Below are 14,831 nucleotides of genomic sequence, written 5' to 3'. Positions count from 1 at the left end.
TGCCGTCACGGTCGGCCGGGGCCCGCCGGCGCGCCCGGGGGCGCCCACGTCGTCGGCGCCGGCGGGGCCGGGGGCGCCGGTGGAGCGGGCGGGGCCGGTGCCGCGACCGGCCCGGGGACCGGCGCACCCGCCGGCGGCGGCCCGCTGGGCATCTGCGGGGGTGCTGGCGCGTACGGCGGCGGGGACGAGAAAGCGCCGGGGACGGCTGCCTGCGGCATCGCACCGGCCGGCCCGGGGTACGCCCACGCCGGCGCGGCGGGTGCGCGCGGGGGGAGTTCGCGTCCGATGTGCACGCGATACGGGTCGGGGAGATCCTCCGCGCCGGCGTCGCGCTGATCGACGTAGGCGAGCAGGTCGAGGTCGAGGCCCTCGTGCCGCATCCTGCAGTCCACGTACACCAGGGCGGTCGCGGTGGATTGGACGATCAGCGCGATGCACTGGATGAGGATCGTGACGATCTGAGTGATCACGGCCGTGACGAGGAAGGCGATGAGCGCGCCCGCTTCGGGCTCACCGGTGGGCGTGACGATCGTCGTCAGCCCCAGCGCGACGAACTGGAGGGGAAGGCCCACGAGCTGCGCGACGACACCGAAAGTGAGGGAGATGATGACGATGATGCCCAGCGTCGGCCAGAAGCGGGTGCGGGTGAGCCGCCACGACCGCGCGAGCGCCTGGCCGATGCGCGCCCGCTCGAGGATGATGACCGCGGGCACGAGGAGCAGCTTGGTGTTCAGCCACAGGGTGAGGGGGATGGCGGCGAGGAACGTCAGTACTCCGCCGACGATCGCGACCGGGACGGATGCGGTGCCCAGGGCGAAGAGGACGGCCACCACGATCGCCACGACGACCGCGACGGCCAGGAGCAGGAGGAACGCATACCCGAGCAGCCGGCCGGCCACGGGACGAACCCGTCGCCACACCCCGCGGAGGGGGAGCTTCTCGGCGACCACCGCGTGCGCGACCTCGCTGACGACGACGCCCTGCACGAGAACGCCGAGCGCCCCGGCGGCAAGGGTCAGCACGACGCCGGTGATCGCCGTGATCGCGATCGACCCGGCCGTCACGGCTTCGAAGTCCTCGGTGCCGGGGGTGAGGGTGTCCAGGCGCGAGAAGGCGGCGAAGGCGACCCCGCCGGTCACCAGGATCAGCACCAGGAAGGCGAGTGCCTGCACGCCCAGGGCGAACCCGAGCAGCACCCCGGGGTTCTGCCGCAGTGCGGTGAACGACCGCCCGAGCGTGGTGCCGAAACCGTAGGGATGCAGAGGCACGATGCCCGGGCGGGGGGCCGGCGTCCAGGCCGGGTACGCGGTCACATGCGCCTCCTCGTGCTGGGCTGGTTCTATCGTGTCACACGCGGGCGAGGCGCTCGGCTGGTGCTCAGTCGCGTCGACTACTGTGTGGAGTGAGCGCACGGGGATGCTGCCGCGCGCCCGTCGCGCAGCGGGACGGATGTGAGGACGAACGCGCAGATGACTTCACGAATCCTGGTGGTCGACGACGACACGGCGTTGGCGGAGATGATCGGCATCGTGCTGCGGACCGAAGGGTTCGACACCGCCTTCTGTGCCGACGGCGCCGAAGCGGTCGACGCCTGGCGCCGCGAACGCCCCGACCTCATCCTGCTCGACCTCATGCTGCCCGGGATGGACGGCATCGAGGTGTGCACGCGGGTCCGTGCCGAGTCGGGGGTGCCGATCATCATGCTGACCGCCCGCACCGACACCGCCGACGTGGTCAAGGGGCTCGAGTCCGGCGCCGACGACTACATCGTGAAGCCCTTCAACCCGAAGGAGCTGGTCGCCCGCATCCGCACCCGCCTGCGGCCGGTGTCCGCCGCGGGGGGCGAGGTTCTGCGCATCGGCGACCTCGCCGTGGATGTCACCGCGCACGAAGTGCGCCGCGGCGATGGCGTGATCGCGCTGACACCGCTGGAATTCGAGCTGCTCGTCGCCCTCGCATCCAAGCCCCAGCAGGTCTTCTCGCGCGAGATGCTGCTCGAGCAGGTATGGGGCTACCACTACAAGGCCGACACGCGCCTGGTGAACGTGCACGTTCAGCGCCTGCGCGCCAAGGTCGAAACCGACCCCGACAACCCTCGCATCGTCACCACCGTGCGCGGAGTCGGGTACCGCGCCGGCGCGGTGGTGTGAGGCCGGCATGACCACGGCGACGGCCCCGCGGCGAGCGGTGCCGACCGTCGTGCAGGGGTGGCGCTCGTGGCCGGGCCGCGTCACGGCGCTGTGGCGGCGCTCGCTGCGGTTCCGGACGATCCTGGTCACCCTGGGGCTGACCGCGCTGACGATCCTCATCGCGTGCGTGTGGATGGCGCTGGCGATCCAGAACGACCTGTTCCAGTCCCGGCTCCGCCAGGCACTCACATCGGCGCAGCGCGCCACCATCGCCGCGCAGGTCACGTTGGACGCCTCGGCGGAGACCGATGATCCCGTGACGGTGCAGAACCTCATGAACAGCGTCCTGCGTACCCTCTCGCAGCAGTCCGGCGCGGACGCCTTCGCCTCCTACCGGATCGACACGGATGCGTCGTCCCTGGCCCCGCAGAACGTGGACTCGGTCGGATTCGAGCGCACCCTCGTGACGTCGGAGCTGCGGGAGCTCGTGCGCTCCAACACCGAGACGCAGTGGTGGCAGTCGGTGTCGCTGCCCACCGAGGGCGGGACGGGTCCGGGCATCCTCGTCGGCCAGCAGCTCGATGTCCGCGGCGTCGGCCCGTACGAGGTCTACCTCGCGTACAACCTCGAAGCCGCCTCATCCACCCTGACCTTCGTGCAGGCCATGCTGTGGGTCGTCGGGATCGCACTGGTGGCGCTCATCGGCGGCATCACCTGGTTCGCGCTGCGCTCGGTCACCGTCCCGATCGGCGAGGCGGCCGAGACCAGCGCGCAGCTCGCGGCGGGCGACCTCGCCGTGCGCCTCCCCGTGCGCGGCGACGATGAGCTGGCGGTCCTCGGCCGCTCGTTCAACGCGATGGCCGACAGCATCGAGGCGCAGATCAAGGAGCTCGCGGAGCTCTCCCTCGTGCAGCAGCGCTTCGTGTCCGACGTCTCGCATGAGTTGCGGACGCCCCTGACCACCATCCGCCTGGCCGCCGACATGCTCAACGACCAGCGCGACCGGTTCGACCCGGCCACGGCGCGAGCCGCCGAGCTCCTCCACGCCCAGGTGCAGCGGTTCGAGACGCTGCTGACCGACCTGCTGGAGATCAGCCGCTACGACGCGGGATCCGTTCAGCTGGAGCTGGAGCCGACGAGTCTCGCACACCTGGCCGAGGACGTGATCGGGTCGATGCACCAGCTCGCGGAGCGGCACGGCTCGGACGTCCGCCTGCTGGCGCCCGGGGGACATTCCCTCGTGGAGATGGATGCCCGCCGCGTGCGCCGGATCGTACGCAACCTGCTCGGGAACGCGATCGAGCACGGGGAGGGTCGCCCGATCGTCGTCACCGTCGACAGCGACCAGAACGCCGTCGCGCTCGGCGTCCGCGACTTCGGCCTCGGGATGCGGCCGGGGGAGGCGGAACACGTCTTCGACCGCTTCTGGCGGGCCGACCCCTCACGCACGCGCACGATCGGCGGCACGGGCCTGGGTCTGTCCATCGCTCTCGGCGACGCACGGCTGCACGGCGGACGGCTCGAGGTGTGGTCCGAGCTCGGCCGCGGGTCGCACTTCGTCCTCACGCTTCCGCGCCGCGCGGGGGGCGACCTCGGCGGGCGCTCGCCGATCGCGCTCGATGTGGACGACGACGACACCTCGCTGGAGGCGCTGGGACTCACCCAGCCCATCGACGTGACGGAGGGCAGCGCATGAAGCGCCTGGCCGGGGTGGCCGCCGCCGTGCTCGTCCTGCTGCTCACCGCATGCGCCGGGCTCCCGAGCTCCGGTGCGGTGTATCCGGGGCGCTCGCCGGTCGATATCGTGGCCGACCCCGACTTCCGCTTCGTGCCCGACAGCCCGCAGCCCGGTGCCTCGCCGGAAGACATCGTCAACGGGTTCATCCGGGCCGGCTCCGGCCCCCAGGACTCGTGGGCCACGGCGCGGGAATTCCTGGCCGGTTCGTTCGCGCGGGAGTGGAATCCGCTCACCACCGTCACCGTCGACCGCCTCCAGGACCGCTCCGCGCCGACGGCTCCCGTCGAAGGCGTGAGTCTCGTCGAGATCACCCCGACGGGGATCGTCGATGCCGAGGGATCGTACCTGCCGCAGGGCGGGGCGCCCTCGACGCTCAGCTTCACGCTCGAGGAGGAGAACGGCGAGTGGCGCATCTCCGATGCGCCGGATGGCATCGTGCTCTTCGAGGAGCAGTTCCGCAGCGTGTTCAGCTCGGCGTCGCTGATGTTCTTCGAGCCGTCGTGGCAGTTCCTGGTGCCGGACGTGCGCTGGTTCCCCCGTACCAACATCGCCGCCTACGTGGCCGGTGCCCTCATCGACGGTGCGCCGAGTCCGTGGCTGGCCGGTGCGGTGGTGACCGCCTTCCCCGAAGAGGTCGAGACCGCCACCCGGGCCGTCCCCATCTCCGACGGGGTGGCGCAGGTCGACCTCACCGACGGAGCGCTGTCGCTGGGGCAGAACGTGCTGGATCGTATGCAAGCCCAGCTCGAGGCGTCGCTGCGCTCGGCGGGCGTCACCACCGTGCAGATGACGGCGGACGGTTCTCCCCTGACGGCGCGTTCGGCTCCCACGCTGTCGACGCGGGTCGACCCCCAGTCCCTGGTCGAAGTCGCGGACGGTCGGTTCGGGTTCCTCAACGGGGAAGACGTCGAGCCCGTCGCGGGGCTCTCGGGGGCGGTCGAATCGCTCGACGCCATGGCCGTGGAGGCGTCGGGCGACCTCGAGGCGGCCGCCGTGCTGACCGCGACCGGTGCCGTGGTGCGCGCCGGGGGGGATGAGACCACGGCTCCGCTGGATGAGCGCCCCGGTCTCATCCGCCCGACGATCGATCCGTTCGGTTTCGTGTGGAGCGTTCCGGGGACCGACCCCGCCGCGGTCCGCGCTTTCGCCGTCGGCGCCGCCCCCGTACCGGTGGAGGCGGCATGGCCGGCAGCCACCGCCGTCTCCGCGATGCAGGTCGCCCGGGATGGTGCTCGGGTGGCGGCCGCGGTGACGGTTCGCGGCCACACCGAACTGTGGGTCGCCGGCATCCGCCGCGCCGCGGATGGGGCGGGCATCGCCCTGGGCGAGCCCCACGTCGTCGCCGTCGTCGCCGGTGAGGGCGCCGGTCTCGCGTGGCTGGATGACACCACTCTCGGTCTCCTCGTCCGGGTGGGCGCGGAGGTGTCGCTTCGCGAGCAGCCCGTCGGGGGCCCGGGGACGGAGCTGACCATTCCCGCGGGAGTGTCGTCGATCGCCGGAGGCAATTCCAGCGCCCGGCTCCTCTCCAGCGCGGGCGTGCTCTATGTGCGCCAGGGGCCCACCTGGCAACAGCTCGCGACGGACATCCGGCTTCTCGCCGGGCAGCAGGGGATGCCGTAGCGCTCTCCTGCACCGTCGCGTTCTCCGATGCAGGACTCCACGGGAACCGGTGGACGGCGCGTCACGAGGCGATGTCCGGGCAGACTCGGCGCATGGACCTGGCCCCGGTGCGCACGGCCCTCGCCGACGCTCTGGCATTCGTGCTGCCCGTCGAGTGCGCCGGATGCGGCGCCGCCGACGTGGCGCTGTGCACCACGTGCCGTGCCTGCCTGACCCCCGACCCGGTACCGCACCGGGTCGGCGAGCTGGCGGTGCGCAGCGGTCTGGTCTACGACGGAGCGGTGGCGCGGGTGGTCCGCTCCCTCAAGGAGGAGGGGCGCACGTCGCTCGCACGGCCTCTGGCCGCCGCTCTCCGCGACAGCGCCGCATCCTGGGACCTCTCCGGGGTCGTCGTCGTGCCCGTCCCGACCTCCCCGGCGGCGATGCGACGCCGGGGTTACCGCGTGGCGGAACTGCTCGCCCGCCGCGCGGGATGGCGGCCCGAACGGCTGCTCCGGGTGTCGCGGCGCACCGCCGATCAGCGGGAGCTCGGCCGCGCCGCCCGCGCGGCCAACGTGGCCGGCAGTCTGCGGGCGCAGGGGGCTGCGGGGGCCCGCGTGCTCCTGGTCGACGACGTCGTCACCACGGGCGCGACGCTGGCTGAAGCCGCCAGGGCGCTGCGCGCCGCGGGAGCGGAGGTGATCGGAGCCGTCACGGTCGCCGCCACGCCGCGGCGGGTGCTGCGGGAACCGGAAACACCATCCTTCGGCCCGTGACACCCCGAGGCGCGCCGGATAGCGTGGTGGGGACAGAAGCCACGGACAGTCCGTTCCCGGAAACCCGGAACCGGGGGCGGACCCGGAACAAGGAGGTAACGGATGGACACCAGCATCGTCGGCGTGGGGGTCGGGATCACCGATCGCTTCAGCAGTGTCGTCGAGGAGAAGGCCGCCCGCATCGAGCACCTCTTCCCCCGAGCGCAGACCCTCGAGGTCAAGGTGACGCATCGCGCGCATCACAACGGGCATATGGAAGACGACACCGTCGAACTGACCCTCATCGGCAAGGGCCCCGTCGTGCGGGCCGAAGCCACCGACGGTGACAAGTTCACCGCTCTCGATCTGGCCGTGGACAAGCTGAGCGAGCAGCTGCGGCGTGCGAAGGAGAAGCGCGTCGACGGCCGCAACCACCCGCGTGGAGCGAAGTTCGAAAAGGGCACCGGCTCGATCCAGGGCATCGACGTGCAGCCGGCATCGGTGGACGCCATCCGCGCGGTGGCGACGGGGGAGATCCCCGTCCTCCGTTCGGGAGAGGACGACGAGCCCTACAACCCCGTCGTCATCCGCACCAAGCGGTTCGATGCCGAGTGGATGACGGTCGAGGAGGCCGTGGACCGCATGGAGCTCGTCGGTCACGACTTCTTCCTGTTCATCGACGCCCGCACCGACCACCCGAGCGTCGTGTACCGACGCAAGGGCTGGGACTACGGCGTCATCTCCCTCACCGCGGCGGCACCGCCGGCCGCGCGCGCCGCGTCGTAACCGCCGCGCAGCGCTCTCGTTGAGTCGCCAACAAACGCGCGATTTTCCCGCGCGGAGCGACGGTTGCTGGCGAGTCGAGGGGGTGGGGGACCGGCATCCTCGCCGGCGCGCGCAGTCTCCTCGCCCGCTCAGGTGTGCCGTACTCAGTCTCTCCACGCGCGGACACCGCGATCCGCGGGGTGTCGCGGCGCTCGGGCGGTTTCAGCCTGAGTTAGTGCCGGGGTGGGTGGCCGCACGGCGGCCGGTGCGCTCGTCGGCGGGCACGACGGCCGGCGGTGGACGCGGCTCCGCGCTTCTCCATCCCCCAGTTTCCGAGTGGCCGGGAACCGTTCAGCCGCCGCTGAGGTGTGCCGTACTCAGTCTCTCCGCGCACGGATACCGCGATCCGTTCGGTATGGCGGTGCTCAGGCGGTTTCAGCCTGAGTTAGTGCCGGGGTGGGTGGCCGCACTACGGCTCCTGCACCACGGGTGGATGCGTTCGGCGAGGGGCGCTCGTCGGCGGGTGCTCGGCGGTGGGCGGGTTTCCCAGGGGTCAGCCGTCGAACATGTCGCCCAGGAGCGACCCGATGACGAGGCCGCCGAGGATGCCGCCGCCCATCCCGCCGCCGCCCATACCCATGCCGCGTCCGCCCATGCCGCGGCCGCCCCAGCCGCCGTTACCCCAGTCATCCGGGCGCGAGGCGTCGATGTCCTGCTGGGCCAGCTGCAGCGCCTCGCTCGCGAGCGTCCCGGCACGCCGTGCGACGGCCTGAGCGGCCTCGCGGTCGTCCTCCGGAATCGGCCCGAAGGGGATCTCGCCGCGGAGCCGCTCGGCCTCCGCGAGCCGAGTGCGGGCGTCCGCGCCGATCCAGCCGCGGTGGCCGGCGATGACGCTGCGGGCCACGGAGATCTGACGGTCTGCGTCATCCACCGTGTGGCGCACGTGCGACTCCGAGATCACCGGCCGGGCGGCGCGCTCGCGCGCGGTGTCCAGCGCGGCGTTCGCCGTGCGCAGGCGGGACAGCGCTCCGAACGGATCGTCCTTGGCCGCGGAGGCGGGGAGGGATGCCAGCGCCGACTCCAGGTCGGCCATCGCGGCGGTCACGGCTGGGGTCTGCGGGCCGCTGCGCGCCTCCACGAGGTCGCTGCGCGAATCGTCGATCACCGCGGCCAGCGTCGATTCGGCGCGCAGAGCCTCGATCTCGAACGCGTCCACGGCATCCAGCAGCGACTCCGCACGGCGCACCGACTCGGTGGCCGCCTCGAGCGCGACCGACGCCTGCTCGCGCTGGCCGGCTTCCCGGCGGCGCTGGGACACATCCGCGGTGTGCACGGCGAAGTCCAGGAGCTGGTCGGCCTCGTCGGGGTTGCCGTCGATCTGATGCAGCGCCGTCTCGCTGTAGCGGCGGGACAGGCGCTCCAGCGCCTCGCGGGCGTGCGGCACGCGCTCCTCGAGTCGCTCGCGGTCGGCGCGCACGCGCTGGAGGATCTCCGGCGCCCGGCGAACGGCCTCGATGGCCGGCTGCAGGGCCGTGGTGCGCTCTTCGAGCAGGTCTTCCGCCCACTGGCACAGCTGGATGATGCGGGCGTTGCGTGTCCGCAACTCCTCGGGGGTGTCGGGGATGTGGTCGTGGTTCAGCTGGTGCAGCTGGAACGCCTCGCCCATGTGGGTGCGAACGGCCGTCAGCGCCGCGCGCAGGTCGGCGGTCCGCACGTCACCGAGCTCCGCGACGGCGAAGTCCACTTCGTCGGTGGTGAGCCGGATCCGCTCATCCGCGGCGACGAGCGCCAGCTCGGCCTGCCGGGCGAGGTCTGCATCCGCGGCGTCCTGCTCTTCACGCTTTCGCTTACCCCAGAACCCGGCCATGGCATCGATCCTACGAGTGTCCGACGGTCGGCGCGCCGGTGTTCGCTCTGCGCGCGCTGTCAGAGCGTTCGCAGGGTCTTCCGAGGTCACAAACGGATAACATGGCACAGTATGCCTGCGTGCAGGCGGGTCCGTCGCGTCAGTCGCGCTGGGCCGAACGCGACAGATGGGAATGCTCCGTGGCCAATCCTCTCGAAAGACTGCTCCGTGCCGGAGAGGGCCGCATCATCCGGCGCCTCCAGCAAGTGGTCAAGGCCGTCAACGCGCTGGAGGAGGACTACTCGCACCTCACCGACGACGAGTTGCGCGGCGAGACCGCCGAGCTGCGCGCCCGCTTCGAGGCCGGAGAGAGCCTCGACCGCCTCATGCCGGAGGCCTTCGCCGCCGTCCGCGAGGCCGCGCAGCGCACCCTCGGCCAGCGCCCCTACGACGTGCAGATCATGGGTGGGGCAGCGCTTCACCTGGGCAACATCGCCGAGATGAAGACCGGTGAGGGCAAGACCCTGACGGCGACCTTCGCGGTGTACCTCAACGCCATCGCCGGCCAGGGCGTGCACGTCATCACCGTCAACGACTACCTCGCGACCTACCAGTCCGAGCTCATGGGTCGGGTCTATCGCGCCCTGGGGATGTCCACGGGCGTCATCGTGTCGGGGCAGACGCCGGAGGTGCGTCGCGCGCAGTACGCCGCCGACATCACCTACGGCACGAACAACGAGTTCGGCTTCGACTACCTGCGCGACAACATGGCGTGGCGCAAGGAGGACCTGGTCCAGCGCGGGCACTACTTCGCGATCGTGGATGAGGTCGACTCCATCCTCATCGATGAGGCCCGCACGCCGCTGATCATCTCGGGGCCCTCGTCCGGTGAGGCCAACCGCTGGTTCGCCGAGTTCGCGAAGATCGCCCGCACGCTCGAGGCGGGCGTGGACTACGAAGTCGACGAGAAGAAGCGCACGATCGGCGTGCTCGAGCCCGGTATCGAGAAGGTCGAGGACTACCTCGGCATCGAGAACCTCTACGAGTCGGCGAACACCCCGCTCATCTCCTTCCTGAACAACTCCATCAAGGCCCTCGCGCTGTTCAAGCGCGATGCCGACTACGTCGTGATGAACGACGAGGTCATGATCGTCGACGAGCACACGGGCCGCATCCTCGTGGGGCGCCGGTACAACGAGGGCATCCACCAGGCCATCGAGGCCAAGGAGGCGGTGCCGGTCAAGGCGGAGAACCAGACCCTCGCCACGGTCACGTTGCAGAACTACTTCCGCCTCTACGAGAAGCTCGCCGGCATGACCGGTACGGCCGAGACCGAGGCCGCGGAGTTCATGTCGACCTACAAGCTCGGCGTGGTGCCCATCCCCACCAACAAGCCGATGATCCGCAAGGACCAGTCCGACCTGGTCTACAAGAACGAGACCGCCAAGTTCGCGCAGGTCGTCGAAGACATCGCCGAGCGCCACGCGACCGGCCAGCCCGTCCTCGTGGGCACGACCAGCGTCGAGAAGAGCGAGTACCTGTCGCGACTCCTGGCGAAGAAGGGCATCAAGCACGAGGTCCTCAACGCGAAGAACCACGCGCGCGAGGCGGAGATCGTCGCGCGCGCCGGGCGCCTGGGCGCCGTCACCGTCGCCACGAACATGGCCGGTCGCGGTACCGACATCATGCTCGGTGGCAACGCGGAGTTCCTCGCCGTCCAGGAGCTGAAGGCCAAGGGTCTCGACCCGGTCGAAACGCCGGAGGCGTACGAGTCCGAATGGGATGAGGCGTACGCGCGTGTGCGCGAGGTCGTGGCCGAGGAGGGCGCGAAGGTCGTCGCAGCCGGCGGGCTGTACGTGCTCGGCACGGAGCGGCACGAGTCCCGCCGCATCGACAACCAGCTGCGCGGGCGCTCGGGCCGGCAGGGAGATCCGGGGGAGAGCCGGTTCTACCTGTCGCTGACGGACGACCTCATGCGACTGTTCCAGTCGGGTGCGGCCGAAGCGATCATGGCCCGGGCGAACTTCCCCGACGACGTCGCCATCGAGTCGGGCATGGTCTCCCGCGCCATCAAGAGCGCTCAGACGCAGGTCGAGGCGCGTAACGCGGAGCTGCGCAAGAACGTCCTGAAGTACGACGACGTCCTCAACCGGCAGCGCGAGGCGATCTACGCCGACCGCCGCCACATCCTTCAGGGCGACGACATCGCCGATCGCGTGCAGCACTTCATCGAAGACGCCATCTCCGCCGTCATCGACGATCACACCGGCAGCGGTCACACCGAGAGCTGGGACTTCGACGCGCTGTGGACAGAGCTGAAGACGCTCTACCCGGTGGGCGTCACGATCGACGAGGTCGTCGCCGACGCCGGCACGCGCGGACGCATCACGGCGGAGGGACTCAAGCGCGAGATCCTCTCCGACGCGCGGATCGCGTACGCCAAGCGCGAGGAGCAGCTGGGCGAGCAGGCCGTGCGCGAACTCGAGCGTCGCGTGGTGCTGCAGGTGCTCGACCGCCGCTGGCGCGACCACCTCTACGAGATGGACTACCTCAAGGACGGCATCGGCCTGCGCGCCATGGCCCAGCGCGACCCGCTGATCGAGTACCAGCGCGAGGGCTACCAGATGTTCCAGGCGATGATGGGGCAGATCAAGGAGGAGTCCGTCGGCTACCTCTTCAACCTCGAGGTCGAGGTGCGCCGGGTCGAGGGCGAGCAGGCCGCGCAGGTCGAGGCCAAGGGTCTGGCCGCCGGCCCCTCCGAGGCGCAGCGGCTGGAGTACTCCGCCGCGAACGATGCCGGAGAGGTCGAGGTGCGCAACGATCGCGGGCAGGTGCAGAAGGCGGCCACGAGCCGTCTACGCCAGGCCGCCGCTGCCGCCGGTGCCGCACCGGCGCCCGCCGGCGCGCCCACGCGCACGGCCGAGGCGCCCCGTGGCGCGTTCGGTCAGCGCCCGGATGGCTCCACGCCCAGCGCACCGGCCGGCAACCGCGCTGAGCGCCGCGCCGCCGACAAGAAGAAGTAGGCACGGAGGTCGGGGAGGGCGCCACGGGAGCGGCATTGGCCCGCTCCCGTTCGTGGGCGCAGCGAAGACGGCGGGATATTCTGATCCGATGAGCCCGCTGCGCCCCCTCGACCAGTCCTCGAAGCTGAGGGACGTCCTGTACGAGATCCGTGGGCAGGCCCTCGTGGAGGCGGACCGGCTGGAGTCCGAGGGTCACGCGATCCTCAAGCTCAACACCGGCAACCCGGCGGTGTTCGGCTTCGAAGCACCGTTCCAGATCGTGCGCGACATGATCGAGGCGCTTCCGCACGCGCACGGGTACAGCGACAGCCGCGGCATCATGTCGGCCCGGCGGGCGGTGGTGTCCCGCTATGAACAGGTGCCGGGCTTCCCCGCGCTGGATCCGGATGACGTGTACCTCGGCAACGGCGTGTCCGAACTCATCACGATCGTCATGCAGGCGCTGCTGGACGAGGGCGACGAGGTGCTCATCCCCGCCCCGGACTATCCGCTCTGGACCGCCATGACGAGCCTCGGCGGCGGCACGCCGGTGCACTACCTGTGCGACGAACTGGACGAGTGGCAACCCGACCTCGAGGACATCCGCGCGAAGGTCACGCCGCGCACGAAGGCGATCGTCGTGATCAACCCCAACAACCCCACCGGCGCGGTGTACTCCCGAGAGGTGTTGGAGGGGATCGCGCAGATCGCGCGCGAGCACTCGCTCCTGGTGCTCTCCGATGAGATCTACGACCGCATCCTCTTCGACGACGCCGTCCACATCCCCATGGCCGTGGTCGCCCCCGACCTCCTGTGCCTGACCTTCAACGGCCTGTCCAAGACGTACCGCGTCGCCGGCTACCGGTCGGGGTGGCTCGCCATCACGGGTCCGAAGAAGCACGCGGCCGGGTTCCTGGAGGGCATCCAACTCCTGGCCTCCACGCGGCTGTGCGCGAACGTGCCCGCTCAGCACGCGGTCCTGGCCGCCCTCACCGGCGTGCAGTCCATCGATGCGCTCATCGCGCCGTCGGGGCGACTGCACGAACAGCGGGATGCGGCGTGGGAGAGCCTCGAGGCGATCCCCGGGGTCTCGTGCGTGCGCCCGCGCGGCGCGCTGTACGCGTTCCCGCGCCTGGACCCCCAGGTGTACGACATCCCCGACGACGGGAAGTTCGTGTACGACTTCCTCGTCGCCGAGCATGTGCTGCTCGTCCAGGGCACCGGCTTCAACTGGCCGACACCCGACCACCTGCGCATCGTGACGCTCCCGGAGGCGCGTGTGCTGACGGATGCCATCGAGCGCCTCGGCAACTTCCTCGCCTCCTACCGCGCGTAGCCCACGCGAGAAACGACGTGCGGGATGAGACGGCACGCGTCGCGCCGTTTCTCGTCCGGCATGTTGTTTCTCGCGCGCAGTGTGGGCGGGCGTAACCTTCCGGCATGGCGATCGAACTGAACAAACCCGCCCTCCGCCACGCCCGCGCGCTCATCCGTGACGGCAAGGTCGTGAAGGACGAGCGAGACGACTGGTCCGAGACCGCGCCCACGGCCGCGCAGGAGAACGCGTTCCTGGAGAAGGAAGGCTGGACGGAGTACTCGCACTGGCACCTCGGCATCGACAAGAGCGAGAACCGGGAGACGAAGGGCGCCTACTCGTTCCCCTTCGGCGACTTCCGCGCCGTGCATCGCTCCGGCGTGATCTCCGCCGAGAGCCGCGCGGGCCAGTACGACCATGACGAGATCCGTGATGCCCTCCGATCGCTCCTGGAGCTCATCGACGGTTCGTGAGTCACAGCAGCGCGAGGGATGTCGCCCGCCAGCGCCGGTCGATGCCCTGCAGGCGGATCGCCACCGCGCGGGTGCGGGCAGGAGAGGCCACGATGACCACGGCCTCGACCACCCCGTCGGCAGGGATGCACGTCCGCACGGACAGGATCGCGTGCAGGGGACGGGTCGCCGGCACCCCGCGGGCACTTCGCGCGCGGGTGGCGAGATTGGCCCGCGTGAGCAGCCCGCGGTAGGCGTCCTCGGTCAGCCAGCGCGCCAGCTGCTCGATCTCCCGCACTCCGGCGAGCACTTCCAGCACGCCGCGCGTCAGGTTGCGCAGGAGCGGTTCGGGTTCGGGGAGCGCGGATGAGGACGTCCGCTGCGGCGCGAAGAACTCGTCCACATCGGCGGAGCGCACGATCACGGGGTAGTGGCGGGCAGAGCCCGCCGGCATCGGAGCCATAGGCGCGCCTATCTCGACAGGGGGGATGTCGTGGAACAACGGTCGCTTTCTCGGCTTTCAGTAGAGCACACGGGCGAGCGCCGCAACAGATTCGGTTCCGGGTGTGGACAACTCGCCGTGCTCGAGAGCCCCGTGCCCTAACCTCGCGCCATGCGCTGGGATCGCTTCTTCGAAGACATCGAGGACCAGCTCGCCTCCGAGTGGGAGGCCGAGCGGGCAGCGCTGGAGACCGAGGCGGAGCGTCTGCGGCTCTCGCGGGTCACGCTGCATGAGAGGCTGACCGCGCTCGCGGCGACCGACGGCGATCCGGTGGCCGCCTCCTTCGACCTGCGCGGCGGCGCCACCCTGACCGCCCCGATCGCGGGCTTGGGGGCGGACTGGTTGCTCGCCTCCCCGTGGGGCTCGCGGTCGGGCGCGGCGCTGGTGCCGCTGGACGCGATCATGGGGATCTCGCTCGCGCACGCCCCGTTGCTGCGCACGGCGCGCCCCGGGAGCGCCGCCGCGGCATCCGCCGTTTCGCGACGCGCCACCTTCGGGTTCGCGGTGCGAGACCTCGTGCGCCGACGCGCGGGAGTCGTCGTCCACGGGCAGGACGGACGATCCATGGCGGGGACGATCGATCGCGCGGGCGCCGACCACTTCGATCTCGCGCTGCACGAACGGGGTGCCGTGCGGCGCGCGGCCGAGGTCACGGGCTACCGGATCGTGCCGTTCGCCGCGGTCTCCTGGATCGCGGTCGAGGGTCACCCGGACGCCGTGCGAGGCTGA

General features: G+C 70.9%; 12 protein-coding genes. 9 read left to right on the top strand and 3 right to left on the bottom strand.

The genetic code is table 11. From position 1 onward, the window contains the following. Positions 1-5: 5 nt before the first annotated feature. Complete coding sequence (locus tag AC2DGY_RS11635) at positions 6-1,313, bottom strand: glycerophosphoryl diester phosphodiesterase membrane domain-containing protein (protein ID WP_484509846.1); 1,308 nt, start codon at positions 1,311-1,313, stop codon at positions 6-8. Between the two features lie 156 nt (positions 1,314-1,469). Between AC2DGY_RS11635 and mtrA the strand changes: the two genes are divergently transcribed. From mtrA to hpf, 5 genes are all read left to right on the top strand, one after another. Further along, positions 1,470-2,150 carry an MtrAB system response regulator MtrA gene (gene mtrA, locus AC2DGY_RS11630; protein ID WP_484509845.1) on the top strand — a complete coding sequence of 227 codons (681 nt, stop codon included), beginning with the start codon at positions 1,470-1,472 and terminating at the stop codon, positions 2,148-2,150. Positions 2,151-2,157: 7 nt separating this feature from the next. Beyond that, positions 2,158-3,825, top strand: a complete 1,668-nt coding sequence (gene mtrB / locus AC2DGY_RS11625) for an MtrAB system histidine kinase MtrB (protein WP_484509844.1) — start codon at positions 2,158-2,160, stop codon at positions 3,823-3,825. Continuing rightward, positions 3,822-5,486, top strand: a complete 1,665-nt coding sequence (locus AC2DGY_RS11620; RefSeq protein ID WP_484509843.1) for an LpqB family beta-propeller domain-containing protein — start codon at positions 3,822-3,824, stop codon at positions 5,484-5,486. The genes mtrB and AC2DGY_RS11620 overlap by 4 nt, the downstream gene beginning before the upstream one ends. A gap of 92 nt (positions 5,487-5,578) precedes the next feature. After that, positions 5,579-6,241, top strand: a complete 663-nt coding sequence (locus AC2DGY_RS11615; protein WP_484509842.1) for a ComF family protein — start codon at positions 5,579-5,581, stop codon at positions 6,239-6,241. 102 nt (positions 6,242-6,343) lie between these two features. Next, positions 6,344-7,006 (top strand): ribosome hibernation-promoting factor, HPF/YfiA family, encoded by a 663-nt coding sequence (gene hpf, locus AC2DGY_RS11610; protein ID WP_484509841.1) that lies wholly within the window; start codon positions 6,344-6,346, stop codon positions 7,004-7,006. A 532-nt stretch (positions 7,007-7,538) separates the two neighbouring features. Here the strand turns inward: hpf and AC2DGY_RS11605 are convergent. Beyond that, positions 7,539-8,852, bottom strand: a complete 1,314-nt coding sequence (locus AC2DGY_RS11605) for a hypothetical protein (RefSeq protein WP_484509840.1) — start codon at positions 8,850-8,852, stop codon at positions 7,539-7,541. A 179-nt stretch (positions 8,853-9,031) separates the two neighbouring features. On the opposite strand from AC2DGY_RS11605, the gene secA reads away from it, so the two are divergent. From secA to AC2DGY_RS11590, 3 genes are all read left to right on the top strand, one after another. Next, positions 9,032-11,854, top strand: a complete 2,823-nt coding sequence (gene secA / locus AC2DGY_RS11600; protein WP_484509839.1) for a preprotein translocase subunit SecA — start codon at positions 9,032-9,034, stop codon at positions 11,852-11,854. Between the two features lie 88 nt (positions 11,855-11,942). Further along, the gene (locus tag AC2DGY_RS11595; protein ID WP_484509838.1) at positions 11,943-13,169 is read left to right on the top strand and encodes a pyridoxal phosphate-dependent aminotransferase; all 1,227 of its coding nucleotides are present in this window, start codon (positions 11,943-11,945) and stop codon (positions 13,167-13,169) included. A 104-nt stretch (positions 13,170-13,273) separates the two neighbouring features. Continuing rightward, complete coding sequence (locus tag AC2DGY_RS11590) at positions 13,274-13,621, top strand: hypothetical protein (RefSeq protein WP_484509837.1); 348 nt, start codon at positions 13,274-13,276, stop codon at positions 13,619-13,621. A gap of 1 nt (position 13,622) precedes the next feature. Here AC2DGY_RS11590 and AC2DGY_RS11585 read toward each other — a convergent pair whose 3' ends face one another. Further along, the gene (locus AC2DGY_RS11585) at positions 13,623-14,063 is read right to left on the bottom strand and encodes an Rv3235 family protein (RefSeq protein ID WP_484509836.1); all 441 of its coding nucleotides are present in this window, start codon (positions 14,061-14,063) and stop codon (positions 13,623-13,625) included. 150 nt (positions 14,064-14,213) lie between these two features. On the opposite strand from AC2DGY_RS11585, the gene AC2DGY_RS11580 reads away from it, so the two are divergent. Continuing rightward, positions 14,214-14,831 carry a hypothetical protein gene (locus tag AC2DGY_RS11580; protein ID WP_484509835.1) on the top strand — a complete coding sequence of 206 codons (618 nt, stop codon included), beginning with the start codon at positions 14,214-14,216 and terminating at the stop codon, positions 14,829-14,831.

The sequence above is a fragment of the Microbacterium sp. Z6_144 genome (assembly GCF_057197625.1).
This window is presented reverse-complemented; position numbering and strand designations above follow the sequence as displayed.

Excerpts from the sequence above, each read along its gene's own strand:
- mtrA (WP_484509845.1), top strand. The coding sequence starts at position 1,470 with ATGACTTCACGAATCCTGGTGGTCGACGACGACACGGCGTTGGCGGAG.
- mtrB (WP_484509844.1), top strand. The coding sequence starts at position 2,158 with ATGACCACGGCGACGGCCCCGCGGCGAGCGGTGCCGACCGTCGTGCAG.
- AC2DGY_RS11620 (WP_484509843.1), top strand. The coding sequence starts at position 3,822 with ATGAAGCGCCTGGCCGGGGTGGCCGCCGCCGTGCTCGTCCTGCTGCTC.
- AC2DGY_RS11615 (WP_484509842.1), top strand. The coding sequence starts at position 5,579 with ATGGACCTGGCCCCGGTGCGCACGGCCCTCGCCGACGCTCTGGCATTC.
- hpf (WP_484509841.1), top strand. The coding sequence starts at position 6,344 with ATGGACACCAGCATCGTCGGCGTGGGGGTCGGGATCACCGATCGCTTC.
- AC2DGY_RS11605 (WP_484509840.1), bottom strand. The coding sequence starts at position 8,852 with ATGGCCGGGTTCTGGGGTAAGCGAAAGCGTGAAGAGCAGGACGCCGCG.
- AC2DGY_RS11595 (WP_484509838.1), top strand. The coding sequence starts at position 11,943 with ATGAGCCCGCTGCGCCCCCTCGACCAGTCCTCGAAGCTGAGGGACGTC.
- AC2DGY_RS11590 (WP_484509837.1), top strand. The coding sequence starts at position 13,274 with ATGGCGATCGAACTGAACAAACCCGCCCTCCGCCACGCCCGCGCGCTC.
- AC2DGY_RS11585 (WP_484509836.1), bottom strand. The coding sequence starts at position 14,063 with ATGGCTCCGATGCCGGCGGGCTCTGCCCGCCACTACCCCGTGATCGTG.
- AC2DGY_RS11580 (WP_484509835.1), top strand. The coding sequence starts at position 14,214 with ATGCGCTGGGATCGCTTCTTCGAAGACATCGAGGACCAGCTCGCCTCC.